General features: G+C 49.6%; 19 protein-coding genes and 1 other RNA gene. 11 read left to right on the top strand and 9 right to left on the bottom strand.

Annotated elements, in window-relative coordinates:
- Positions 1-45 precede the first annotated feature (45 nt).
- Positions 46-1,569 (bottom strand): threonine ammonia-lyase, biosynthetic, encoded by a 1,524-nt coding sequence (gene ilvA, locus ACTHUF_RS00320; RefSeq protein WP_049323279.1) that lies wholly within the window; start codon positions 1,567-1,569, stop codon positions 46-48.
- 200 nt (positions 1,570-1,769) lie between these two features.
- Between ilvA and ACTHUF_RS00315 the strand changes: the two genes are divergently transcribed.
- Complete coding sequence (locus ACTHUF_RS00315; RefSeq protein ID WP_440406620.1) at positions 1,770-2,987, top strand: D-alanyl-D-alanine carboxypeptidase family protein; 1,218 nt, start codon at positions 1,770-1,772, stop codon at positions 2,985-2,987.
- A gap of 105 nt (positions 2,988-3,092) precedes the next feature.
- Here the strand turns inward: ACTHUF_RS00315 and ACTHUF_RS00310 are convergent, their stop codons facing one another.
- The 3 genes from ACTHUF_RS00310 to ACTHUF_RS00300 all read right to left on the bottom strand — a co-directional run bounded on the left by ACTHUF_RS00310 (position 3,093) and on the right by ACTHUF_RS00300 (position 7,733).
- Positions 3,093-5,528 (bottom strand): calcium-binding protein, encoded by a 2,436-nt coding sequence (locus ACTHUF_RS00310; RefSeq protein ID WP_440406618.1) that lies wholly within the window; start codon positions 5,526-5,528, stop codon positions 3,093-3,095.
- A gap of 307 nt (positions 5,529-5,835) precedes the next feature.
- The gene (locus tag ACTHUF_RS00305; protein ID WP_204788047.1) at positions 5,836-6,096 is read right to left on the bottom strand and encodes a hypothetical protein; all 261 of its coding nucleotides are present in this window, start codon (positions 6,094-6,096) and stop codon (positions 5,836-5,838) included.
- A gap of 8 nt (positions 6,097-6,104) precedes the next feature.
- Positions 6,105-7,733 carry an ABC-F family ATPase gene (locus ACTHUF_RS00300; protein WP_003746799.1) on the bottom strand — a complete coding sequence of 543 codons (1,629 nt, stop codon included), beginning with the start codon at positions 7,731-7,733 and terminating at the stop codon, positions 6,105-6,107.
- Between the two features lie 186 nt (positions 7,734-7,919).
- Between ACTHUF_RS00300 and ACTHUF_RS00295 the strand changes: the two genes are divergently transcribed.
- The 5 genes from ACTHUF_RS00295 to ACTHUF_RS00275 all read left to right on the top strand — a co-directional run bounded on the left by ACTHUF_RS00295 (position 7,920) and on the right by ACTHUF_RS00275 (position 11,589).
- Positions 7,920-8,114: a hypothetical protein gene (locus tag ACTHUF_RS00295; RefSeq protein ID WP_036491242.1), complete on the top strand. Its 195-nt coding sequence runs from the start codon at positions 7,920-7,922 to the stop codon at positions 8,112-8,114.
- Positions 8,115-8,127: 13 nt separating this feature from the next.
- Positions 8,128-8,577 (top strand): DUF4124 domain-containing protein, encoded by a 450-nt coding sequence (locus ACTHUF_RS00290; protein ID WP_315093511.1) that lies wholly within the window; start codon positions 8,128-8,130, stop codon positions 8,575-8,577.
- A gap of 160 nt (positions 8,578-8,737) precedes the next feature.
- Positions 8,738-9,574, top strand: coding sequence for a sulfate ABC transporter permease subunit CysT (gene cysT, locus ACTHUF_RS00285; RefSeq protein ID WP_004520580.1), 837 nt, complete (start codon positions 8,738-8,740; stop codon positions 9,572-9,574).
- 84 nt (positions 9,575-9,658) lie between these two features.
- Positions 9,659-10,519, top strand: a complete 861-nt coding sequence (cysW, locus tag ACTHUF_RS00280) for a sulfate ABC transporter permease subunit CysW (protein WP_440406615.1) — start codon at positions 9,659-9,661, stop codon at positions 10,517-10,519.
- Positions 10,516-11,589, top strand: a complete 1,074-nt coding sequence (locus ACTHUF_RS00275) for a sulfate/molybdate ABC transporter ATP-binding protein (RefSeq protein ID WP_315093515.1) — start codon at positions 10,516-10,518, stop codon at positions 11,587-11,589. The genes cysW and ACTHUF_RS00275 overlap by 4 nt, the downstream gene beginning before the upstream one ends.
- 54 nt (positions 11,590-11,643) lie before the next feature.
- On the opposite strand, the gene ung is transcribed toward ACTHUF_RS00275, so the two are convergent.
- Positions 11,644-12,303: a uracil-DNA glycosylase gene (ung, locus tag ACTHUF_RS00270; protein ID WP_315093518.1), complete on the bottom strand. Its 660-nt coding sequence runs from the start codon at positions 12,301-12,303 to the stop codon at positions 11,644-11,646.
- Positions 12,304-12,495: 192 nt separating this feature from the next.
- Here ung and ACTHUF_RS00265 point away from each other — a divergent pair, with 192 nt between their 5' ends.
- The 4 genes from ACTHUF_RS00265 (at position 12,496) to ACTHUF_RS00250 (ending at position 16,156) form a co-directional block, all read left to right on the top strand.
- Complete coding sequence (locus ACTHUF_RS00265) at positions 12,496-13,758, top strand: multifunctional CCA addition/repair protein (protein WP_315093520.1); 1,263 nt, start codon at positions 12,496-12,498, stop codon at positions 13,756-13,758.
- Positions 13,758-14,396 (top strand): hypothetical protein, encoded by a 639-nt coding sequence (locus ACTHUF_RS00260; RefSeq protein ID WP_315093522.1) that lies wholly within the window; start codon positions 13,758-13,760, stop codon positions 14,394-14,396. The genes ACTHUF_RS00265 and ACTHUF_RS00260 overlap by 1 nt, the downstream gene beginning before the upstream one ends.
- Positions 14,397-14,459: 63 nt before the next feature.
- Entirely contained in the window at positions 14,460-14,771 is a 312-nt protein-coding gene (locus tag ACTHUF_RS00255) for a hypothetical protein (RefSeq protein WP_003679235.1), read from the top strand.
- A gap of 167 nt (positions 14,772-14,938) precedes the next feature.
- The gene (locus tag ACTHUF_RS00250; protein WP_315093526.1) at positions 14,939-16,156 is read left to right on the top strand and encodes a uracil-xanthine permease family protein; all 1,218 of its coding nucleotides are present in this window, start codon (positions 14,939-14,941) and stop codon (positions 16,154-16,156) included.
- A 120-nt stretch (positions 16,157-16,276) separates the two neighbouring features.
- Here ACTHUF_RS00250 and ffs read toward each other — a convergent pair.
- An RNA gene (ffs, locus tag ACTHUF_RS00245) (signal recognition particle sRNA small type) lies at positions 16,277-16,373 on the bottom strand.
- Positions 16,374-16,633: 260 nt separating this feature from the next.
- Here ffs and ACTHUF_RS00240 point away from each other — a divergent pair.
- The gene (locus tag ACTHUF_RS00240; protein ID WP_049349779.1) at positions 16,634-20,467 is read left to right on the top strand and encodes a DUF3683 domain-containing protein; all 3,834 of its coding nucleotides are present in this window, start codon (positions 16,634-16,636) and stop codon (positions 20,465-20,467) included.
- A 187-nt stretch (positions 20,468-20,654) separates the two neighbouring features.
- On the opposite strand, the gene ACTHUF_RS00235 is transcribed toward ACTHUF_RS00240, so the two are convergent.
- From ACTHUF_RS00235 to ACTHUF_RS00225, 3 genes are read right to left on the bottom strand one after another with little or no spacing between them, the layout of a single operon-like run.
- The gene (locus ACTHUF_RS00235) at positions 20,655-22,109 is read right to left on the bottom strand and encodes a LutB/LldF family L-lactate oxidation iron-sulfur protein (RefSeq protein ID WP_315093529.1); all 1,455 of its coding nucleotides are present in this window, start codon (positions 22,107-22,109) and stop codon (positions 20,655-20,657) included.
- Positions 22,106-22,807 carry a lactate utilization protein C gene (locus ACTHUF_RS00230; RefSeq protein WP_315093531.1) on the bottom strand — a complete coding sequence of 234 codons (702 nt, stop codon included), beginning with the start codon at positions 22,805-22,807 and terminating at the stop codon, positions 22,106-22,108. Before ACTHUF_RS00230 ends, ACTHUF_RS00235 begins: the two co-directional genes overlap by 4 nt.
- A complete protein-coding gene (locus ACTHUF_RS00225) occupies positions 22,804-23,583 on the bottom strand; it encodes a (Fe-S)-binding protein (RefSeq protein WP_315093533.1) in 780 nt (259 codons plus the stop codon). Before ACTHUF_RS00225 ends, ACTHUF_RS00230 begins: the two co-directional genes overlap by 4 nt.
- Positions 23,584-24,040: the final 457 nt, after the last annotated feature.

Here is a 24,040-nt window from a genome sequence, read left to right as displayed (position 1 = left end):
CACAAGGCCGTCTGAAAAGTTTCAGACGGCCTTTTATCTTACTGATTAAGCCAGGAAAAGTTTATAGGCCGGATTGTCGGTTTCTTCTTTATAGACATAACCCAAGCTATCCAAGAAGTCGGCAAAAGCCTCATTGTCGCTTTCCGGCACATCGATACCGACCAAAATACGGCCATAGTCTGCGCCATGGTTGCGGTAATGGAACAAAGTAATATTCCATTCGGCACGCATATGGTTCAAGAAACGGGACAACGCACCCGGGCGCTCAGGAAATTCAAAGCTGACCAAACGTTCGTTGGCTACTTTTTCCGTACGGCCGCCGACCATGTAACGGATATGGATTTTGGCAATTTCATCATTGGTCAAATCGACATTGGGCAAGCCTGCTTCAGTCAGTTGTGCGCTGATGACGGCCAAGTCTTGCGCACCGGCGGTTTGCAAGCCGACAAAAATATGCGCATTTTTATCGCTGCCGTAGCGATAGTTGAACTCAGTAATGTTCCGGCTTCCCAACAAATTGATAAACTTCAGGAAGCTACCCTTTTCTTCGGGAATGGTAACGGCGAAAATGCCTTCGTTGCCCTCGCCCAGCTCACTGCGCTCTGAAACGTGGCGTAAGCGGTGGAAGTTCATGTTGGCGCCGCTGGTAACGGCAACCAGGTTTTGGCCTTGGATATTGTTTTTCGCAACGTAAGCCTTCAGGCCGGCAAGTGCCAATGCGCCCGCAGGCTCGGTAATGCTGCGCGTATCGTCAAAAATATCTTTAATCGCGCCGCACAACATATCCGTATTGACCGTAATAATCTCGTCCAGCAGCTCTTTACACAGGCGGAAGGTTTCATCACCGACAACCTTGACCGCCGTGCCGTCTGAAAACAGGCCGACATCTTTCAAATGTACGATTTCCCCTGCTTCTACCGATTGCTTCATACAGCAAGAGTCATCGGTTTGCACGCCAATCACTTTAATCTCAGGGCAAACCTGTTTAATAAATGCCGCTACGCCTGCTGCCAAACCGCCGCCGCCAATCGGAACAAAAATCGCATTGATATTGCGGTGTTGGCGGAGAATTTCCATGCCGATGGTTCCCTGACCGGCAATCACATCCGGATCATCAAACGGCGCGATATAAGTCAGCTTTTCCTTTTCAGCCAACTCCATCGCATAATCATAGGCATCATTGTAAGACACGCCTTTCAATACCACTTCGCCACCGCGGCTCTTTACCGCGTCAATTTTGATTTTGGGCGTTGTCTCCGGCATCACGATGACGGCGCGGCAACCCAAATATTGCGCCGACAAAGCCACACCCTGCGCATGGTTACCCGCGCTGGCAGCAATCACGCCGCAATCCAAGGCTTCTTTCGGCAGCTTCGCCATTTTGTTGTACGCACCGCGGATTTTGAACGAAAACACCGGCTGCAAATCTTCGCGCTTGAGCAAAACCTGATTGTTCAGACGGCCTGACAGACTGCGCGCCAAGTCCAAAGGCGTTTCTATGGCCACATCATAAACGGAAGCGGTCAAAATACGGGTCAGATAATCGGAAAGAGGAAGAGGATGGTTCATGGTATTCAGTGTTCTAAATAAATTGTCATTCGGCCGAATCGGCCTGAGGAAAAAGTTAAAACCATACCCCTGAGGCCGTCTGAAGGCAAGAAAAATCTTAGCAAAGCCTGAATGAAACGGTATAATGTCCGCTTACTATCTATTTAGTATGCCAAACTGTTTACTCAATAACAGTATCCACCCATATTCAAATTTACAAAATGATGAAAAAAACGCTACTTAGCTTAATTTTTGCTGCCCTCCTGAATACCCACGCCCTTGCCGCCGACCCGGTTGCCTCCGCACCTGCCGTACAAGGTGAGGCACAGCCGCAGCCATTGTTGCACAGCATCAACAGCCCGACAACGCCGCCGGAAATCGCGGCGACCGCCTACATCGTTACCGACCTGCACAGCAAGCAAACCTTGGCATCCAACAATGCCGACGCGCCTATCGAACCTGCCGCGTTGACACAAATGATGACTGCCTACCTTGCCTTTAAAGCATTAGAAAACGGTACACTTGAAGCAAGCCAAATGCTGACCGTTTCCAATGCCGCATGGAAAGTCGAAGGTTCGCGTATGTTCCTCGACCCCAAAGTGCCTGTCAGCGTCAGCTCCTTAATTAAGGGGACAACCATCCAATCGGCCAACGATGCCGCCATCACCCTTGCAGAAGCCATCGGCAACGGCTCCATCGATGAATTCGTCAAACAAATGAATGAAGAAGCCAAACGCTTGGGCATGAAGCACACCCACTTCAACAACCCGACCGGCATTTCTTCTAACGGCCATGTTTCAACCGTTGGCGACCTGGCCATTTTGGCAGCCGCACTGATCAACGACTATCCAAAATACTATCCTTTGTTTGCAAACAAATCTTTCAAATACAATAATATCGAGCAGCCCAACCGAAACCTTCTGCTCTATCGCGACAGCAGTATCGACGGTTTGAAAACCGGCTATTCTGAAGGCGCAGGCTATCACCTTGCTGCTTCCAGCAAACGCAACAACCGCCGCATCGTTTCCATTCTTGCCGGTGCAGAATCCACCGAAGCGCGCGCCAGTGAAAGCAGCAAACTGCTCAACTGGGCGTTGCAGGCATTTGATACGCCCAAACTTTATAACGGCGGAGAAGTAATTTCCCAAGTCAAAGTTTACAAAGGCAGCACCAAAGCCGTAGACATCGGTTTCTTGGACGATGTTTACATTACCATCCCCCACGATACCGGCAAAAACGTCAAACCAATCTTAGAAACACTTCAGCCCGTCCTCGCCCCAATTGAAAAAGGCCAAGTATTGGGCAAACTGAAAGTCATGAAAGACGGCAAAGTCATTGCCGAAAAAGACGTCGTCGCGCTAAACGGTGTGGAAGAAGGCAGCTGGCTGCGCCGTATGTGGGATGCGATTGAGTTGTGGTTTAAAGGTTTATTCAGTTAATTCTCTTCTAAACAATCAACCATAACAAGATAAGCAACAAAAAGGCCGTCTGAAATCTGTTTTCCAGTTTTCAGACGGCCTTTATTCAGCCTAAAAGACAGCTAATTAAATGATTCCAGCGTTGGCGGCAGATGCTGCGTCATCGTGAACATCAGCCGTATTGACAGACGAGTAGCTCATGCGCTCAGTGTGCGTATTGACGGCTGACAAATGACTGATATTGCCGTTACCTGACAATCTACCCATCACCTCTTGCAGGCTCAATGTACCTTCATCGAAACGGAAGGTATCAATCACAGCATCAGTTTTACCGGAAACGAATTGGTCATTGATGGTTATGCTGTCCCCTTCTGATCCCTTGATGGTAATTTTCCAATCAGTATTGCCTCGAACATCGGTGGCAACATCAATGTGCAGGTCATTAACAGAGATATTTTGGCCGAATTGCAACGCATTGTGTTCGCCCACATTATCGATAATCGTATCCTTACCTTCTCCAAGGCTGAAAACATAAGTATCGGCACCCTTGCCGCCAACCAAGTAATCGGTTCCTTGTCCGCCGAATAAAACATCGTCGCCATCACCGCCATTCAAACGGTCATCGCCACTTTCTCCCCATAAGGTATCGTTGCCATTACCTCCATGTACAGAATCATTACCTATACCGCCATTAAGACGATCGTCTCCATCATAGCCGAAAATGACATCATCGCCTGAATCACCGTTAATCGTATCATTACCCAAACCACCTCTGATCCGGTCATTGCCATCGCCGCCACTGACAAGAGCATGGCTGCTGTCCGTAATGGTTATGATGTTATCCTCCCCTAAATGAAGCGAGGCTTGGGTAAGACTGTGATCATCTACTTCCGCTACATTTTTTGCAGAATTATTTTCTGCTACCGAAAGGCTGTGATTATTTTCGATGGTCAATGTAGTCTCGTTTACAGACTCCGGAATATTACCTTCTTTAGGATTACGGGTTTTGGTAATTTCTTGCTCGGAAAGATTATTCACAATAGTGTTATTTTCAATTTTGATATTGTTGAGTTCTCCCAAAATATCTTTTTCGGGAGTAGCATAATCCCTGCCTTCTTCCAAATCGATAGAACCTTTAACACGACCATATGTGTCGGCATTAGTCCCGTTGTTTACCAGTAAGTTATCGTGAACGGAAATACCCGTATCATTGAAATCAAAATTATGGCTGTTTTTGAATACAGTGTTTAAGCGTACGCCACCCCAATTGGCATTATCTTTGATAAGGTTATTGGCTACTTCATGACCTTTACCGCCAAAGATACCAATACCTGCTGCACGCCAGCCTAATTCAACGGTATTATTCAAAAAGCGGTTATTTTCAGCAACATGGGCATTAGTATTTTCATGAATGCTCGACCATGTTGCTAAGCCATCATCACCATTGCCACGGATATTGGAATTGATAACGGTGGAATTGCTGGTCCCTTGGGCAAAGTTAACGCCATCTGCCAAGTTATTGCGAATAGTAGCATTAGAAATAGTCAAACCATCAGTGTAGTGCATATCAGATGCTGGGGCATAATCACCAATCCAGGCACCTACTTCAAAATGTTCAATTTTGATATCGTGAATCGATGAACCGTTACCCAAAGTACCGGAAATACCTTTATAGTTCGCGCCTTCGTTATAGCGAGAAGTTAAATCCGAATCCATGGAAACATTTCCAAAATCAATTTTGTTGGTGCCGTGTTCAAACACGATACCACCGCCACCTATTTTAGTACTGGTAAAATGCAATTTAGTGTGCCATTGGCCTGCTCCGCTAATTTTTACACCTTCAGGCGCGTAAATGTGCAGTTGTTCACTAAAATCAAATTGACCTTCAGGAATGTAAACAGATTTTTTAGATGCTTTGGCAGATTCAATTGCAGCCATGAATGCTTGGTAATCATCCGAGCCATCATTGGCGACTGCGCCAAAATCAGTAATGCTGACACTGTTTTCAGGCTGTTTAATAGCATCCGGTGCCTTTTCCAAATCAACCAAGTCAATGCCTACGGGCGTGCTGTCGATATTAGTGATGGTAACCTTATCCCCTACCTTGATATTGGCCTCTTTAAATAATTGGCTGACTTCGTCAAATTGGAAGCGGGCAAGCCTATCTGCCGCAGGCGTATCATGAACTTTAATATCGCCATTCGGATGATATGTATAGTTATCCAAATATTGCCAGTTGGATTTGGAAGATAAATCCAAAGTCCCGATCACTGTATTATTGACTTTGACTTCTACTTTACCGCTTTCACCGTCAGGAACGGTATAACGGACGGTTACGGCATTGGCATCTGCTTGTGCAATAAATGAGACAGATGCATTAGTCGGCAAATCAACATATGCCTGACCACTTGCTTCACGGGCAGTTGCGTGTTCTGCCTCTGAAGAAGGGGCATTTTTAACAACACCGTTTTTCAGTTCACCTTGTTCTGCCTCATAAGTCGTATAGCCAAGTTTGGCACCATATTGAGAGGCATCGGGTACTGCTTTTTTAATGTTTACCATTTAATATATTCCTTCAAAAATGTCGTAATATTGAATTATTCTTTTGCAAAAAAGCTTTTATTAGTCATAATTTTGGCATAAAAGTTCAATATGCTATTGTTTAATTTTGAAAAGAAAATGCCGTCTGAAAATATAGAAATTTTCAGACGGCATCTCAATGCCTTATTAGATTGTGGGTAAAGATTTAAGCCAGGCTTTTTTCTCCAGATAGCTTTCAATTGCCTGTTTATATTCAGATGCATCATTCAATCCAATGATTCATATGGATATTTTCTTCTAGCAAGTACATACTATCTAGAACCTTAATTTACTGTGACTTATCCTTTTGCCATGCTTTGTATGAACGAATGGCTAAAATCAGGCAGGCAATCCAAATTATGCCCAAGAAGCCCCAAACACCGGTTGCGCCAAACTCATTAAATAACCAAGCCACTGCTCGGCCTTTACGAGAAGCATGTTCAGTGTCGACAACATTTACAGCGTCTCCAAGCGTAATGTACCAGCCCAGTACAGGCAATATGATTAGTGCAAACAGGTTTTGCAGTAGTTTTTTAAGGTTTGCATTCATGCTATTTCCTACACAATTCCTTTTTTCTCCAGATAGCTTTCGTAATCGCCCAAGTAGTGTTCATATCCGCCTTTGCCATCCAATTCAATGATTTGGGTAGCCAGTGAAGATACAAACTGACGGTCGTGCGAGACGAAAATCAGCGTACCGTTGTATTTTTCCAGCGCCATGTTCAAGGATTCGATGCTCTCCATGTCCATGTGGTTGGTCGGTTCGTCCATGACCAAGACATTGGGTTTCAACAGCAACAGTTTGCCGTAAAGCATACGGCCTTTTTCACCGCCGGAGAGAACCTTCACTTTTTTCACGACATCGTTGCTGCCGAAGAGCAAGCGGCCCAAAGTGCCGCGGATGACTTGTTCGTCATCGCCTTCCTGACCCCATTGACGCATCCATTCAGTCAAATCCATATCGACGTCGAAGTCGTTTTCATGGTCTTGCGGATAGTAGCCGACACTGGCTTTTTCCGCCCATTTGATGGTGCCTTCGTCCGGCAACAGGCCGTCTGAATATTCGGGGTTGTATGCGCCGGCCAAGAGTTTCAGCAGGGTAGATTTACCTGCGCCGTTCGGGCCGATGATGGCGAGGCGTTGGCCTGCTTCAAGGATGAAGTTCAGGTTTTTAAACAACTGGGTTTCAAAACGTTTGGCCAGTTTTTCAACTTCCACTGCCTGACGGTGCAACTTGGCTTTTTCATCGGCTTCAAAACGGATATACGGGTTTTGACGGGTAGAAGGTTTGACTTCGACCATTTCCGATTTGATTTTGTCGGCCTGCTTCAGACGGCTGGTTGCCTGACGGGCTTTGGATTTGTTCGCAGAGAAGCGGGCGACAAACTCTTGCAGCTCTTGCAGTTTCTCTTTTGCCTTGGCGTTGTCTTTCAGGGCGCGCTCACGCGATTGGGCGGAAGCGAGCATATAGTCGTCGTAGTTGCCCGGATAGATGGTGATAGTGTTGTAGTCCAAATCCGCCATGTGGGTGCAGACTTCGTTCAAAAAGTGACGGTCGTGCGAGATGATGATCATGGTGGAGTCGTATTGGTTCAACACGCCTTCCAACCAGCGAATGGTATTGATGTCCAAGTTGTTGGTCGGTTCGTCCAAAAGTAATACATCAGGTTTGGAGAACAGGGCTTGCGCCAGCAATACGCGCAGCTTGAAGCCCGGAGCGACTTCCGCCATGGTCGCATTGTGCAAATCTTCGGAAATACCCACGCCGCTCAACAGCTCGGCGGCGCGCGCTTCGGCGGTGTAGCCGTCGTATTCGGCGAACTTGGCTTCCAGTTCGGCGGCTTTCATGTAATCGTCTTCGGTGGCTTCGGGGTTGGCGTAAATCGCATCACGCTCGGTCATCGCCGCCCACATTTCCGTATGACCCATCATCACCACGTCCAGCACGCGCATGTCTTCGTAGGCAAACTGGTCTTGGCGCAATTTACCCAAACGCACGCCGTTTTCAATCGCTACTTCGCCGGCAGTCTGTTCCAAATCGCCGCCGAGGATTTTCATGAAGGTGGATTTGCCTGAGCCGTTGGCGCCGATCAAGCCGTAACGGTTGCCTTCGCCGAATTTGACGGATACGTTTTCAAACAGCGGCTTTGCGCCGAACTGCATGGTGATGCCGTTGGTAGAAATCATTATTCGTAAAACCTTTATAAATAGAATGTTATAATCGGACGCGATTGTAGCATATTTTTGCAAAGACCTCAGGATTGAGGCCATGGCAAATGTGCCCAATACCCGATGCAAGATGAAAACAGGCAACGCTTCGCGCCAAAACGCGTTGCAGTCAGCATCTCAGGCCGTCTGAAACGGAGGAACGATATGGAAACGCACAAAATCTATTACGCAGTGATTATTTTGGTATGTGCCGCCTCCATGCTGCTCAGTCCGTTTTTCTATATCCGCCGCACGCGCTCAGGCGCTGAATTGCGGCGCGCGCCCAGACAGTGGAAACCCATCCTCTTCGCCAACATCATCATGATTGCGGCTTTGTTTGTTTGGTGGAAATGGTTTTAAGGAAAAATAAAAAATGAACAAACTTTGGTTTAGCACATTACTGCTCGCTTTGACAACTGCGGTTTCTGCCGCGCCTATTTTTGAATGTACCGATTCTGCCGGCCGCAAAGTCTATACCCAAGCCGGCGGCAAAAACTGTAAAGCCAGCAATATCGGCAAACCGTCCGTATATACTTCTGCACCTGTTTCAACACCGGCAACGTCGATTTCCCCCAGCAAAATCGAGCAGGCGGAAGAAGCTGTCGCACCGGTCAATCCGGCTGACGTCGGCGCGGCCAAGCGTGCTTTGGATACTGCTAAGAAAAATTTGGAAGAAGGCAAAAAAGTGCGTTATGGCAATGAACGCAACTATGCCCGCTATCTCGAACGGATCAACGGTTTGGAAAAAGCCGTCCGCTCTGCTCAGGAAAACTACGAAGCAGCGCAACGCCAGCCTGCCTCTCAAGATCCTGTTGCCTATTGATCCTTACCACACCAGCAAGGCCGTCTGAAATTTGATGTTCAGACGGCCTTTTCATGTCTTCAATATAACAAAATCGTCTTTATACCAAACAAAGCATTCTTTCCAGTTTCCAGACGGCCTTGTTAAAGTAAGCGCGTATTAAATTTTGACGGTTGCCATTATGTTGTTACTCAAAACGCCTTCTGTATTGCCGGGTTTCAAGCTCAGCCTGGGTTTGACGGTTTTATGCCTGTCGCTTTTGGTGGTTTTGCCGTTTGCCATGATGGCGGCCAAAGCGGCGGAAATCGGCTGGAGCGGATTTTGGAACACGATTACCGAACCCAATGTCTTGGCGGCTGTCTGGCTGAGCTTGCGAATGTCATTTTATGCGATGTTGACCAATATCGTATTCGGTACATTGGTTGCCTGGGTATTGGTGCGCTATGAATTTCCGGGCAAAGGATTAGTAAACGCTTTGGTCGATTTGCCGTTTGCGCTGCCGACGGCGGTAACAGGCATTGCGTTGGCAACCCTATATGCGCCCAATGGCTGGATAGGCCGTTTTTTCGAGCCTTTGGGCATCAAAATCGCCTTTACACCTACCGGCATCTGGATTGCGCTGATTGTTGTCAGCCTGCCCTTTATCGTCCGCGCCGTGCAGCCGGTATTAGAAGAATTATCGGGCGAGTATGAAGAAGCGGCGGCAACTTTGGGCGCAAGCCGTTGGACTACGTTCCGCCGTGTCCTTTTGCCTGAAATCACGCCGGCCCTGTTGACCGGCGCAGGCATGATGTTTGCCCGCTCTACCGGCGAATACGGCTCGGTCATTTTCATCGCAGGCAATATTCCGATGGTGTCTGAAATCCTGCCCTTGATTATTACCGGCAAGCTGGAGCAATACGATGCTCAGGGCGCGTCTGCCGTTGCTCTGTTTATGCTGATGATTTCGTTTGTCATCCTGCTGATTTTAAACATTATGCAATGGACTTTAAGCCGCCGCGCCGGAGCGAGGGTTTAACAAACAACAGGCCGTCTGAAACATTAAGCAAACATTTTTCAGACGGCCCAAACAGATACAAGAATAAATCGAGACTACCCTACCATGAAAACCCATTCCACCAATCCAAATTTGAGCGAACCGCGTTGGCTGCGCGTATTGCTGACCGCTACCGCCTTGGGCTTTCTGCTGCTGATGCTGGTCGTGCCTTTGGTTGCCGTATTCTATGAAGCCTTAAAAGGCGGTTGGGATCTGTACCTGCAATCTCTGACCGATCCCGAAGCATGGTCTGCCATCAAATTAACGCTGATTACCGCGCTGATTGTCGTTCCCGTCAATGCCGTCTTGGGCGTGGCGATGGCGTGGCTGTTGACCCGCTTCGACTTTCACGGCAAGCAGTTGCTGACTACCCTGCTCGATTTGCCGTTTTCCGTATCGCCCGTGGTAGCCGGTTTGATGTTCGTCTTATTGTTCGGTGCACACACGGCGTTGGGCGGCTGGCTCGAAACGCAAGGCATACAGATTATCTTCGCCATTCCCGGCATTATTTTGGCAACCCTGTTCGTTACCTTCCCCTTTGTCGCGCGCGAAATCATTCCTTTAATGCAGGCGCAGGGCGACAGCGAAGAACAAGCCGCGCTGATACTCGGCGCAAACGGCTGGCAGATGTTTTGGCGCGTTACCCTGCCCAACATCAAATGGGCGCTGCTCTACGGCATCATTCTTACCAACGCCCGCGCGATGGGCGAGTTCGGCGCGGTCAGCGTGGTATCGGGGCACATTCGCGGCGAAACCAACACCATCCCGCTTTTGGTCGAAATCTTCTACAACGAATACAACTTCACCGGCGCATTCGCCCTCTCCGGAGTATTGGCACTTTTAGCCTTGGCCACCTTGCTGGTGCAAAACATCATTACCAAATTACAAGATAAAAAACTCGCCGCCGCCGAAAGGAACGCAGCATGAGCATCACTATTCAAAACTTAAACAAACACTTCGGCAGTTTCCACGCGCTGAAAAACATCAACCTCAACGTCCCCACCGGCAAACTTGTTTCCCTGCTCGGTCCTTCCGGCTGCGGCAAAACCACGCTCCTACGCATTATCGCCGGACTGGAAAACGCCGATGGCGGCAATATCCTCTTTGACGGCCAAGACGTCACCGCCAAGCATGTGCGCGAGCGCAAAGTCGGTTTCGTGTTCCAACACTACGCCCTCTTCCGCCACATGAACGTGTTTGACAACGTCGCCTTCGGTTTGACCGTATTGCCCAAGTCCGAACGCCCGTCCAAAGAACAAATCCGCACCAAGGTCGAAGAATTGCTGAAACTCGTGCAGCTCTCCCACCTCGCCAAATCCTATCCGCACCAACTCTCCGGCGGCCAACGCCAACGCATCGCTCTTGCCCGTGCGCTTGCGGTCGAACCGAAACTCCTGCTCTTGGACGAACCCTTCGGCGCGCTGGATGCCAAAGTGCGCAAAGAATTGCGTACCTGGCTGCGCGACATTCATCACAACCTAGGCGTAACCAGTATTTTGGTCACACATGATCAAGAAGAAGCCCTCGAAGTTTCCGACGAAATCGTCGTCATGAACCACGGTAAAATCGAACAAACCGGCAGCGCCGAAGCCATTTACCGCAAACCAGAAAACGCCTTCGTTACCGAGTTCCTCGGCGAAACCGATGCATTTGAAGGACGCATCGAAAAAGGCATCTGGCATTACCACGGTTTCGAATGGAAATTGGACACGCAATACAAATGGCAGGAACAAACCGCCATCGGCTATATCCGTCCTCACGAATGGCAGCTTGCCGCCGAAAACGAAACGCCGATGATTCGTGCCAAAATCGAAAAAATCCACGCCGTCGGGGCATTGACGCATATTCTGGTGAAACACGACAAACAAGACGTGCATATCACGCTGGCAGGCAGCGATGCCGCGCGTTACCAAATCGCCGAAGGTAAAGAATTGAACCTGATTCCGAAACAGGTTTATGTCTTCTCTCAAAACGAACTGATTGAATATTCGATTTGAGACCAAATCATAAGGCCGTCTGAAAATCTGCTTTCAGACGGCCTTTTATCTTATTTAAACCTGCCAATCAATCGGCTCTAAATCATTTGCCTGCAAATAAGCGTTTGCCTGCGAAAAATGTTTGCAGCCGAAAAAGCCGCGATATGCCGACAAGGGCGAAGGATGCGGCGCGGTCAGCACCAAATGACGGTTGCGGTCGATAAACGCGCCTTTCTTCTGCGCATGGCTGCCCCACAGCATAAAGACCAAATGCTCGCGTTCCTTATCCAATTGTCGGATGACTTCATCGGTAAACGCCTCCCAACCGAAGGTCGCATGAGAATGCGCCACACCGGCACGGACAGTCAACACCGTGTTCAACAGCAACACGCCCTGTTCCGCCCAATGCTGCAAATAGCCGTGTTGCGGAATCTGAAAGCCCTCAATATCCGTCGCCAGCTCTTTATAAATATTAACCAGCGACGGCGGCACCGCAATTTCGGGTTGCACGGAAAATGCCAAACCATGCGCCTGACCCGCGCCGTGATACGGGTCTTGTCCCAAAATCACTACTTTTACATTTCCGAATTCAGTCGTCCGAAAAGCATTGAATACATCGCGTTCAGGCGGATAAACGGTTATCCCTGCCTGCCTTTCATGGCGCACCTTCTCCAAAATCGTTTGAAAATACGCCTTTTCTTTTTCCGCACCAATTGCCTCGTGCCAAGTCTGCATTATTTGCCGCTCCATTTTTGAATGAACTTATTATAAAGGATATGCCGCATAACGATATGGTTTGTTGCCGCTGCCGGACTGAAGATTATCGACAGCAACAAGCCTAAAGCGTCATAATAGCGTTCTGACTCAGGCCGTCTGAAAACCCGATACGGCTTTTCAGACGGCCTTTTTATATCGTTCGATTTTTATATGAATACACAAACTATCAAAACCTATCTTGTCGGCGGCGCCGTCCGCGACCATCTGTTAGGCCTGCCCGTCAAAGACCGCGACTGGGTAGTCGTCGGTGCAGATGCGCAAACCATGCTGGCTCAAGGCTATCAACCTGTCGGCAAAGATTTTCCCGTCTTTCTCCATCCGGACAGCCACGAAGAATACGCCCTCGCCCGTACCGAACGCAAAACTGCCAAAGGCTATGCCGGATTCAGCTTTCATGCCGATAAAGACGTTACGCTGGAACAAGACCTGATGCGCCGCGACCTGACCATCAATGCCATGGCTCAGGATTCAGACGGCACGATCATCGATCCCTTTGGCGGACAACAAGACTTGGCGGCCGGTATCCTGCGCCACGTTTCGCCTGCCTTTGCCGAAGACCCCGTGCGTATTTTGCGTATTGCCCGTTTTGCCGCGCGTTATGGTTTTCAAATTGCCGATGAAACCATGTCGCTGATGCGGCAAATGGTAGAAAACGGCGAAGCGGATGCCTTGGTTGCCGAACGCGTCTGGCAGGAGCTGGCCAAAGGCCTGATGGAGAAAAATCCGCGCCGAATGATTGAAGTTTTGCGCGAATGCGGCGCACTCAAAGTTTTGCTGCCCGAGCTTGATGCCCTTTTCGGCGTACCGCAACGCGCCGACTATCATCCCGAAATCGACAGCGGTATTCATACGCTGATGGTTGTACAACGAGCCGCAGAAATGAACCTCTCCCTCGCCGAACGCTATGCCGCCTTATTGCACGACTTAGGCAAGGCAAAAACACCGGCCGATATCCTGCCGAAACACTACGGACACGACGTCAACGGCGTCGAACCCGTCCGCGAAGTCAATCAACGCCTGCGCGCCCCCAAACACTGCGCCGAGCTTGCCGAACTAGTCTGCCGTTGGCACATCATGCTCCATCAAGTCGGGCAGTTCAAAAGCAAAACCATTTTGAATGTTTTGAAAAAAACCGATGCATTCCGCCGCCCCGAACGTTTTCAGACGGCCTTAAACGTCTGCGTGGCCGACAAACAAGGCCGTCTGAATCTTGAAAACACGCCTTATCCGCAGCGTGAACACTGGCTGGCCTTACTTGAGGCCGCCAATCAAGTAGATGCAGGCAAAATTGCCGCCGAGTGCCGCGCACAAGGGAAAGCCCATTTAATTGCCGAACAAATCGATCATGCACGCTTAGCACAAATTACACCGCTGCAAAAAGCGTATCAGGCTGAAAAAATAGGAGGCTATTGATGGCATCTTCGCGTTATAAAATCGAGCGCATGCCCGACGGCATTACCGTATCAGCACGTGTGGTACATGACTCGCAGGAAATCGGCTTTACCGCTCTATTTCTTATATTTTCCTTTGCTCTTACATGCATCGCGCCGTTTTACCTTGAAGAGCATTATTTCACTGATCCAATAATAATTCTTACCCATATACTTTTTACTTTCTACCTAGTCGGCTCACTAATTTACGGCCTTCTTTGGCAACTTTTCGTACGTGAAAACATCAAGATCCGTAACCATACGCTGTCTCATGGTTATACCTTGTTCTCCATTGGGCGTTGGCGTAGTTTCTCGTTGTCAGAAATCTCCGAATGGCATTCTCGTGACCATATTCCCCAAGCTCCTGTTGCACAAGGAAGGAAACAGAGGTTGCCAAACGAAAACCTATACCAAAATGGTATGAAACGAAAAATTCACAATATCCCCAATATTTTACGTATCCAAAAATGTGTACAAGGCGCATGGTCTTTCGATTATCAGGGAAAAACCATACGCATCAGTGATTTTTTTGATAGCCGCGATTTTCAGGCAGTCAATACTGAATTGAACAGATTTATCCCCGCATCCGCCAAAGCCCGTCAACTTTCAGACAACCTTTGAAACAGCCGCAACAATATCCGCTATAATCCGCACCTTGACCATCTTATTTCAACAATAAAAATTATGACTATCCAGACCGATTTACTTCACGAAAAAATCAGCAACGAAGATTATCAACGCCTCATTGTCAAACACAGCGAATCTTTCAGCGACGGCGAAATCCGCCTATTAAACGAAATCCTTGAAAAATTCCGCTTTGATGTCGTACAGGCACAGGCTTTGGCGCAAGCCGTCATGCAGCAGGTGCGCTTCGATCCAAACGACTACCATATCGACAGCGACGATGAGGATACAACCGGCATCTGTCCGCACTGCATTAATCCGCCCATGCCGCCTCTGCGCGATTATTTGGTTTGGCGCGAAACACGCGGCTAAAAATTTTCCTAATCGATTTTGATAAGTTACTAACCATTCGCTATCGAACCAGGCCGTCTGAACAGGTGTCATCGTTACATTTGTTCAGACGGCCTTTTGTAAATAAATGTTCATGACTAGGATAAATCAGTATAATCTGCGCCGTTTGAATTTTCTCCGGAGCTTTTATGGACCAGCTTAAAACAGCAGTAGCCGGTGCGCAGATTTTGTTTGTCGCATTCGGTGCCATGGTGCTTGTGCCGCTTCTGACGGGACTGAACCCGGCTTTGGCATTATTGGGCGCAGGCTTGGGCACTTTGTTGTTCCAATTGGTTACCAAACGTAAAGTGCCGATTTTCCTCGGCTCTTCTTTTGCTTTTATTGCGCCGATTATCTACTCCATCGGCGAATGGGGCCTGCCTTCTACCATGTTCGGTCTGTTTGCGGCGGGTTTCATGTACTTTGTCTTTGCCGCGCTGATCAGATGGCGCGGTCTGGATGCGGTACACAAGTTGTTGCCGCCCGTGGTTATCGGCCCGGTGATTATGGTAATCGGCTTGTCCGTGGCCGCAGCAGCCAGCAGCATGGCCATGGGTCAGGCAGATGGAAAACAGGTCATCGACTATATCGACTCGCTGATTCTGTCCGGCTTTACCTTTGCGGTAACCGTCATTGTTTCCGTATTCGGCAGCAAAATGATGAAGCTGATTCCGATTCTGATCGGCGTGGCTTCCGGCTATGTATTGGCTTTGATCATGGGCTTGGTAGATACCAGCGCCATCATCAACGCTCCTTGGTTTGCCGTCCCTCATTTTGAAACGCCTCAAGTCAACTGGCAGGCTGCCTTGTTTATGTTGCCCGTTGCCATCGCCCCGGCCATCGAACACATCGGCGGCATTATGGCCATCGGTAATGTAACCGGAAAAAACTACACCAAAGACCCAGGCTTGGACAAAACCCTCGCCGGCGACGGCTTGGGCGTGTGCGTGGCCGGTTTGATCGGCGGCCCTCCTGTAACCACTTACGGCGAGGTAACCGGAGCGGTGATGATTACCAAAAACAGCAACCCCGTCATCATGACTTGGGCAGCAATTTTTGCGATTTTCATGGCGTTTTTCGGTAAATTCAACGCGTTTTTGGCTTCGATTCCTATGCCGGTTATGGGCGGCATTATGTTGCTGCTGTTCGGTACTATCGCTTCTTTGGGCATCAAAACATTGATTGATGCGAAAGTCGATTTGATGCAGCCGAAAAACCTGGTTATCGTCAGCTCCGTATTGACCACCGGTATCGGCGGCATGATTATCAAAGTAGGTACTTTGAGCTTCGCCGGTGTAGGTTTGTGCGCCGTATTGGCCATTATCCTGAACTGTGTTTTGCCCAATACAAAATCAGAAGAAGCATAAATAGTTTGCTCATAAACTCAAAGGCCGTCTGAAAATAAGATTTCAGACGGCCTTTTGATCATTACGCTTTATACAATGAAAAATGCCAGAGACTTAACCATCTCCGGCATTTTTGAATAAGGTGGCGAGCCGAACCCCCGGCACTGGCTCATCAGAGTGGGCTGCTGGCTTCCGCCCCTGACCCGGTGTTCCGAATTACCATGCGGGGAGACCCGCCGTAGAAGAAACGCATTATAGCGGTTTTACAGAAAAACTCAAGCGATAAAATCTGTCAGGCCGTCTGAAAACCAGTTACACGTCAAGATTGTAAACAATATGTTTCAATTAGAAATCATTCCCATTGAAATGTTTATTGTCTTTTACATTGAAAAATATCGAAAATTACACTACATTAACACTTCATGCCATCAAGAAGAAATCGTATTTTTCAGACGGCCTTTAATATAAAAACATTATACCTATCAACGGAACTCAACCATGACCACGACTACCGCCCCGCAGCGTATTCGGGAAATTCCCTACAACTATACTTCCTACACCGACCGCGAAATCATCATCCGACTTTTAGGCAACGAAGCATGGCAAATTTTACAAGACCTGCGAGGCCAACGTAAAACAGGACGTTCGGCGCGGATGTTGTTTGAAGTGTTGGGCGATATTTGGGTGGTCGTGCGCAATCCATATCTGGTTGATGATTTGCTGGAGCATCCGAAACGCCGTACCGCACTGGTGCGGGAAATGCGCCACCGGTTGAACGAAATCCGTAAACGCCGCGATGACAATCCGCAAGTCGATGTATTGGTTGCGGCGGCGGAAAAGGCGGTCGAGCGTTTTGACGGCAGCTTTGACGAAACGCGCCAAAAGCGGCGGCAGATTTTGGAGCGTTTGAGCAAAATCACCAAGCCGCACAATATTATGTTTGACGGGCTGGCGCGGGTAACGCACGTTACCGATGCGACCGACTGGCGCGTCGAATATCCGTTTGTCGTCGTCAATCCCGACATGGAGGCGGAAGTCGCGCCTTTGGTGCGCGCCTTAATCGAGCTGGATTTGGTCATTATTCCGCGCGGCGGCGGCACGGGTTATACCGGTGGCGCCGTACCTTTGGATGCGATGAGCGCAGTCATCAATACGGAAAAGCTGGACAAGCATCGCGGCGTGGAATTTGTCGAACTGGCGGGCTTGGACGGCAAACATCCGATTATCCATTGCGGCGCAGGCGTGGTAACGCGGCGGGTGGAAGAAACCGCGCATCAGGCGGGTTTGGTGTTCGCCGTCGATCCGACTTCTGCCGACGCGTCCTGCGTGGGCGGCAATGTGGCGATGAACGCGGGCGGCAAAAAAGCCGTGCTGTGGGGGACGGCGCTGGACAACCTCGCCTACTGGCAGATGGTCAACCCGCAGGGCGAATGGCTGCGCATCGAGCGCGTGCGCCACAATTTCGGCAAAATCCACGACGAAGAAACTGCCGTGTTCGACGTTCACACGCTGGATTCAGACGGCCTCAATATCGTTAAGACCGAACGCTTGGAAATCCCTGGCCACAAATTCCGCAAAGTTGGTTTGGGCAAAGACGTTACCGACAAATTCTTGAGCGGCCTGCCCGGCGTGCAAAAAGAAGGTACGGACGGCATCATCACCAGCGTCGCCTTCGTGTTGCACAAAATGCCGAAATACACGCGCACCGTGTGTATGGAGTTTTTCGGCACGGTCGCCACTGCAACGCCCTCTATCGTTGAAATCCGCGATTTCCTGCTCGCCCACGACAGCGTGCGGCTGGCGGGTTTGGAGCATCTGGACTGGCGTTATGTCCGAGCCGTCGGCTACGCCACCAAAGCGGCGGGTAAAGGGCGGCCGAAAATGGTCTTGCTGGCGGACGTGGTTTCAGACGACGAAGCCGCCGTAGAGGCCGCCGCCGAACACATCTGCGAACTTGCCCGCGCCCGCGACGGCGAAGGCTTTATCGCCGTGTCGCCCGAAGCGCGCAAAACCTTCTGGCTCGACCGCAGCCGCACCGCCGCCATCGCCAAGCACACCAACGCCTTTAAAATCAACGAAGACGTAGTGATTCCGCTGGAGCGGCTGGGCGAGTATTCGGACGGTATCGAACGCATCAACATCGAGCTTTCCATCCAAAACAAACTCAAACTCTGTGCTGAATTAGAGCAATATCTGTCCGGCAAACTCCCCATCGACAAAATGGGCACAGACCTGCCGACTGCCGAACTTTTAGGCGAACGCGGCAAACACGCCCTTGCCCACGTTTCCGCCGTTAAAGAACGTTGGGACTGGTTGCTCGCCAATCTCGATACGCCGCTTGCCGACTACAAAGCCCGCTACGGCGCAACCGTCCATGCCGCGCCCGAAGCCAAAGACGACGAGAGCTGTTTCACCGCATTCCGCGACTTCCGCCTGCGCGTGTCCGTCAAAGAAGACGTAATGAAACCGCTCGCCGAAATCTTCAGCGGCAAAACTGACACCAAAATCATCGAAGGTTTGGGCAAAATCCACGCCAAAACCGTGCGCAGCAGAGTCTTCGTCGCCCTGCACATGCACGCCGGCGACGGCAATGTCCACACCAACATCCCCGTCAATTCAGACGACGCCCAAATGCTTCAGACGGCCTACCGTTCGGTCGAGCGCATCATGAAACTCGCCCGCTCACTCGGCGGCGTGATTTCCGGCGAACACGGCATCGGCATCACCAAGCTCGAATTTCTGACCGATGAAGACTTGCAGCCGTTTTGGAACTACAAAAACCAAGTCGATCCCAAACACACCTTCAACCGTCACAAACTGATGAAAGGCTCGGACCTACGCAACGCCTATACGCCGTCCTTCGAGCTTTTGGGAGCGGAATCTCTGATTATGGAAAAATCAGACCTCGGCACCATCGCCGATTCCGTCAAAGACTGTCTGCGCTGCGGCAAATGCAAACCCGTCTGCTCCACCCACGTTCCGCGCGCCAACCTGCTGTACAGCCCACGCAACAAAATCCTCGGCGTGGGGCTCTTGACTGAAGCCTTTTTATACGAAGAACAAACCCGCCGCGGCGTTTCCATCAAACACTTTGAAGAACTTATGGACATCGGCGACCACTGCACCGTGTGCCACCGCTGCGTCAAACCCTGCCCGGTCAACATCGACTTCGGCGACGTAACTGTAGCCATCCGCAACTACCTTGCCGACTCCGGCCACAAACGCTTCGCGCCTGCCGCATCGATGGGTATGGCATTTTTGAACGCCACCGGCCCGAAAACCATCAAAGCCTTGCGCGCCGCCATGATACAGACCGGCTTTCCCGCGCAGAACTTTGCCTACAAAATCGGCAAGCTTCTTCCGATTGGCACTAAAAAGCAAAAAGCCGAACCGAAAGCCACCGTCGGTACCGCCTCAATCAAAGAACAGGTTATCCACTTCATCAACCGTCCTTTGCCGAAAAGCGTGCCTGCCAAAACTCCGCGCTCCATGCTGGGTATAGAAGACGACAAGAGTATTCCTATCATCCGCAATCCAGCTTCTCCGGAAGATGCTGAGGCCGTGTTCTACTTCCCCGGTTGCGGCTCTGAGCGACTGTTCAGCCAAATCGGACTCGCCGTCCAAGCCATGCTTTGGCACGTCGGCGTACAAACCGTCCTGCCGCCCGGCTATATGTGTTGCGGCTATCCGCAAGACGCAGGCGGCAACAAAGCTAAAGCCGAAGAAATGAGTACCAACAACCGCGTCGCCTTCCACCGCATGGCAAACACCCTCAACTACCTCGACATCAAAACCGTCGTCGTCAGTTGCGGCACCTGCTACGACCAGCTCGAAAAATACCGCTTCGAAGAAATCTTCCCCGGCTGCCGCATCATCGACATCCACGAATACCTGCTCGAAAAAGGCGTGAAACTGAACGGCGTGAAAGGTCAGCAATACCTCTACCACGACCCCTGCCACACACCCATCAAAACCATGAATGCCACCCAAATGGCAAGCAGCCTCATGGGGCAGAAAGTCGTCTTAAGCGACCGCTGCTGCGGCGAATCCGGCATGTTCGCCGTCAAACGCCCCGACATCGCCACCCAAGTCAAATTCCGCAAACAGGAAGAAATCGAGAAAAACCTCAAAGAGCTGCCGCAGGGCGAACCCGTCAAAATGCTCACCACCTGCCCGGCCTGCCTGCAAGGCCTGAGCCGCTACGCCGACGATAACGACATGCCTGCCGACTATATCGTCATCGAAATGGCGAAACATATCCTCGGCGAAAACTGGCTGGACGAGTTTGTGAAAAAAGCCAACAACGGCGGCGTGGAGAAAGTGTTGCTCTAAGGACTTAGACAAAAACTTTGGGCTATAATAAAGGCCGTCTGAAAATCTTTCAGACGGCCTCTTTATTCAAAAGAATCAAGATAAAACAATCAAATCAATCGCTTTTAAAAATAGCGATGCCACACCAGCGACATTCAATAAAAAATAAAACCTGAGGCTTTTATCCCCCAGGTTTTATTTTCAAGCCTTATACTTTTTCTTGCTGACGTTTTCTTTCTGCCATCATCTCATGCAATGTTTGTTTGGCAGGTTTCATCGGAACATGGTTATTGGTCCAGCTTAACTGCTTGCTTGGCGTCAATGCACGGAATTTGGTAGCAGCCCAGCCAAATGCTCGATAAGCCTTACTGCCGCTGAAAATGCCGTTAAAGGTTCGCCATGCCATTTGCTCGCCGAAGGTATGCGATGCGCCTTGACCGCGGATAGGATGAGGAACGGCTTCTGTTGGCGAACGTTGTGCTTCAACGCGCAGACGTTGCATTTGTTCGGTAATCGGAATGCGTACCGGGCAAACTTCAACACACGCGCCGCACATGGTACAGGCAGTCGGTAGATCGCGTGTCGCATCCAAGCCTAACAAATGCGGAGAGATAATCTCGCCAATCGGACCGGGATAAGTCGTACCGTATGCCGCGCCACCGATACGGGTGTAAACCGGACAGTGGTTCATACACGCGCCACAACGGATACATTGCAAGGTGCGGCGCATTTGGTCTTCTGCATACGCTTGGCTACGGCCGTTGTCGAGCAGTACCAAGTGCATTTCTTGAGGACCGTCCAGCTCTTCGCTACGGCGAGGGCCGGTAATCATATTGAAATAAGTGGTAATGTTCTGACCGATGGCGGAGCGTGGCAACAGGCTGTACAAAGGCGGTACATCCGACAGCTTCGCAACCACTTTTTCAATACCGGTAATAGCGATGTGCACGGGCGGCACGGTGGTGCTCAAGCGGCCGTTACCTTCGTTTTCCACCAGGCACAAAGTGCCTGTTTCTGCAACGGCAAAGTTCACACCGCTCAAACCGACATCGGCAGTGCTGTAAATATCGCGCAGTGCTTTACGGGCGAAGCCGGTCAGTTGGTCCACGTTGTCAGTTAACGGCGTGCCGAGGTTTTGATGGAAAAGTTCGCTCACCTGCTCTTTGGTCTTGTGAATGGCAGGCATCACGATATGGGTCGGCTTCTCGCCTGCCATTTGGACGATAAATTCGCCCAAGTCGCTTTCAATCGCTTTGATGCCCCGGTCTTGCAGATAATGGTTCAACTCAATTTCTTCGCTGACCATAGATTTGCCTTTCACCATCAGCTTACCGTTTTTATCGGTAATGATGTTGTGAATGATTTGGCAGGCTTCGGCCGGTGTTTCCGCCCAGTGGACTTTAACGCCCAACTTGGTCAGGTTTGCTTCTAATTGTTCCAATAATGCAGGCAATTTGGACAAAGAACGCTGACGGACGTGTTCACATAAATCCCGCAGGCTTTGCAGCTCTTCTTCATCTGTCAAAACAGCTTTGCGCTTGGTCATCAGCATATCCATCGCCGTACGCAAGCTTTTACGCAGAGGCTTGTCTTGCAAAGAAATCGCGGCGTTTTGCTTGAACGTTTCCGGCTTCATATGGAATTTAATGGTTTGAGAACTCATGCTTTTTCCTCCAAATCGGCAGGGGAAATGTGATCAGGCAGGATGGCCAAAACCACCAAATCGCGCGGGCCGTGTGCACCATAGGCCAAAGTCAATTGGATATCGGCAGTCTTAGACGGGCCGGAAATCAAAATAACGTTGGTAGGCATACCTTTTTCTACCAGTTTTTCGCCTTCAACAGCATTATGGAATTCATTGTACATTTTGCTGGTGTCAAAAAGGCAGAAATGCACAGGCGGAACCAAACTCAAACTACGCGGCTCCAGAGGACTGGATTCCAGCATAATCGTACCGGTACGGGCAATACCGCATTTAGAGCCGCTAAATCCGGCCTCAATATCGGCAAAGAATTCGTTTTTCCAGTCGTCGATTTTTCGCTCAAAACCGTGCGGTTCGATATCGGTATCGGCCAAAGCTGCACGAGCCAGCTGGCCGTGTTCTGTTTCCAATGGCAATAGAATATTTTTCAAACCTTTGCCTTCGGCTGCTTGGCGGAATACTTGTGGCCAATTGGTTTTGGTAACCCAATAGATTTCTGTTTTGACGGCACGCATGGCAGCCGCCCAATGTTTCAAGCGTTCGACATCGTTTGCCCAAGATACGCCCATTTCACGGTAATAATCGAAAACCGGCGGCTCTTCCATCGGTAAGGCATCGGCTTTTTTCAATTTCGCCAAAATATTTTCGCGCGCGCTCATGCTTTACCTCCGGTGCGTTCCAACAGGAAGGATGCAATGTGTTTCGGACGTGGCATATTCGGTTCGTCTTTGGCAATTTTGCCACCGATATTCATCATGCAGCCGCAGTCTGCACTAATGATTTCGGTCGCGCCGGTTTCTTTCAGTGCGGCAACTTTGTCGGTTACCATCGCGCCGGAAATATCTGCTTGTTTGACAGAGAATGTACCGCCAAAACCGCAGCATTCACTTTCATGGTCGTGAACGATACGCTCAACATTTTCCATGCCGTCAATCAGCTGCCAGCCTGACAAATGGACATTCATCTCACGACGCGCCGCGCAAGAAGTATGAACGGCCACTTTAACCGGCTCGCCTTTATCTTCAGGTTTGTAACCAATGGCCAGTAGGAAGTGGGTAAATTCAATGATACGGTTGGCGCAATCAGTGGCTTTTTGTTCGTACTCGGTACCTTTGAACAAAGTCGGCCAGTGGTGTTTCATCATGCCGCCGCAAGAACCGGACGGTACGACAATCGGCCAATTTTCCGGGAATAAATCCAATTGGGCTTTGGCCACATCAAAAGCTTCTTTCGGATGGCCGGACGAATAGGCAGGTTGGCCGCAGCAGCTTTGCTCCATTGGATAATGGACGCGGATGCCTTGTTGCTCGATTAAGGTGATGGCATCCATACCCGCTTCCGGCATAAAGATATCGAGAACACAAGTACCGAAGAAATAAACATCAGTCGGCTTGCTGTCGTATACAGTGATTTGTGGTGGTTTGATTGTGCTCATTTTTTTAGAACGGGACAACCCGTTTTCTTGTGTAAAAATTAAGATGGGTACTTTAAGTAATTGCTTGTAACGGGTCAAGTCTAATTTTAAAAAATAATATTAAACAAGCATGACAAATCAGACAGAGGGCTTTCCCTTATTAACTTGATAATCTACATAATAACCACTATCGATAAGATGAATCATGGATTCATTCAATAATAAACAAGCATTTTTTTGAGTTTCTTCTTTGCAATAAGATACTCTGCCAACCATACAATCTTGATTTACATCAGAAGTCATGAAAATAATCGATATTTCCCAAATTTCGAGAAGACAGATGACCCTCTATGCCGTGCTTATGTTTCAGACGGCCATATGAGAACAAAGGATATCTAAGGCAATAAAAATAAAAATTTTTCTTAAAAGTTCAGGCCGTCTGAAACATGACTGAGGCAAAAGGCCATATTCTTTTTAT

This window comes from Neisseria sp. P0024.S006, assembly GCF_051956595.1.
Lineage (GTDB): Bacteria > Pseudomonadota > Gammaproteobacteria > Burkholderiales > Neisseriaceae > Neisseria.
This window is presented reverse-complemented; position numbering and strand designations above follow the sequence as displayed.

Excerpts from the sequence above, each read along its gene's own strand:
- ilvA (WP_049323279.1), bottom strand. The coding sequence starts at position 1,569 with ATGAACCATCCTCTTCCTCTTTCCGATTATCTGACCCGTATTTTGACC.
- ACTHUF_RS00315 (WP_440406620.1), top strand. The coding sequence starts at position 1,770 with ATGATGAAAAAAACGCTACTTAGCTTAATTTTTGCTGCCCTCCTGAAT.
- ACTHUF_RS00310 (WP_440406618.1), bottom strand. The coding sequence starts at position 5,528 with ATGGTAAACATTAAAAAAGCAGTACCCGATGCCTCTCAATATGGTGCC.
- ACTHUF_RS00305 (WP_204788047.1), bottom strand. The coding sequence starts at position 6,096 with ATGAATGCAAACCTTAAAAAACTACTGCAAAACCTGTTTGCACTAATC.
- ACTHUF_RS00300 (WP_003746799.1), bottom strand. The coding sequence starts at position 7,733 with ATGATTTCTACCAACGGCATCACCATGCAGTTCGGCGCAAAGCCGCTG.
- ACTHUF_RS00295 (WP_036491242.1), top strand. The coding sequence starts at position 7,920 with ATGGAAACGCACAAAATCTATTACGCAGTGATTATTTTGGTATGTGCC.
- ACTHUF_RS00290 (WP_315093511.1), top strand. The coding sequence starts at position 8,128 with ATGAACAAACTTTGGTTTAGCACATTACTGCTCGCTTTGACAACTGCG.
- cysT (WP_004520580.1), top strand. The coding sequence starts at position 8,738 with ATGTTGTTACTCAAAACGCCTTCTGTATTGCCGGGTTTCAAGCTCAGC.
- cysW (WP_440406615.1), top strand. The coding sequence starts at position 9,659 with ATGAAAACCCATTCCACCAATCCAAATTTGAGCGAACCGCGTTGGCTG.
- ACTHUF_RS00275 (WP_315093515.1), top strand. The coding sequence starts at position 10,516 with ATGAGCATCACTATTCAAAACTTAAACAAACACTTCGGCAGTTTCCAC.
- ung (WP_315093518.1), bottom strand. The coding sequence starts at position 12,303 with ATGCAGACTTGGCACGAGGCAATTGGTGCGGAAAAAGAAAAGGCGTAT.
- ACTHUF_RS00265 (WP_315093520.1), top strand. The coding sequence starts at position 12,496 with ATGAATACACAAACTATCAAAACCTATCTTGTCGGCGGCGCCGTCCGC.
- ACTHUF_RS00260 (WP_315093522.1), top strand. The coding sequence starts at position 13,758 with ATGGCATCTTCGCGTTATAAAATCGAGCGCATGCCCGACGGCATTACC.
- ACTHUF_RS00255 (WP_003679235.1), top strand. The coding sequence starts at position 14,460 with ATGACTATCCAGACCGATTTACTTCACGAAAAAATCAGCAACGAAGAT.
- ACTHUF_RS00250 (WP_315093526.1), top strand. The coding sequence starts at position 14,939 with ATGGACCAGCTTAAAACAGCAGTAGCCGGTGCGCAGATTTTGTTTGTC.
- ACTHUF_RS00240 (WP_049349779.1), top strand. The coding sequence starts at position 16,634 with ATGACCACGACTACCGCCCCGCAGCGTATTCGGGAAATTCCCTACAAC.
- ACTHUF_RS00235 (WP_315093529.1), bottom strand. The coding sequence starts at position 22,109 with ATGAGTTCTCAAACCATTAAATTCCATATGAAGCCGGAAACGTTCAAG.
- ACTHUF_RS00230 (WP_315093531.1), bottom strand. The coding sequence starts at position 22,807 with ATGAGCGCGCGCGAAAATATTTTGGCGAAATTGAAAAAAGCCGATGCC.
- ACTHUF_RS00225 (WP_315093533.1), bottom strand. The coding sequence starts at position 23,583 with ATGAGCACAATCAAACCACCACAAATCACTGTATACGACAGCAAGCCG.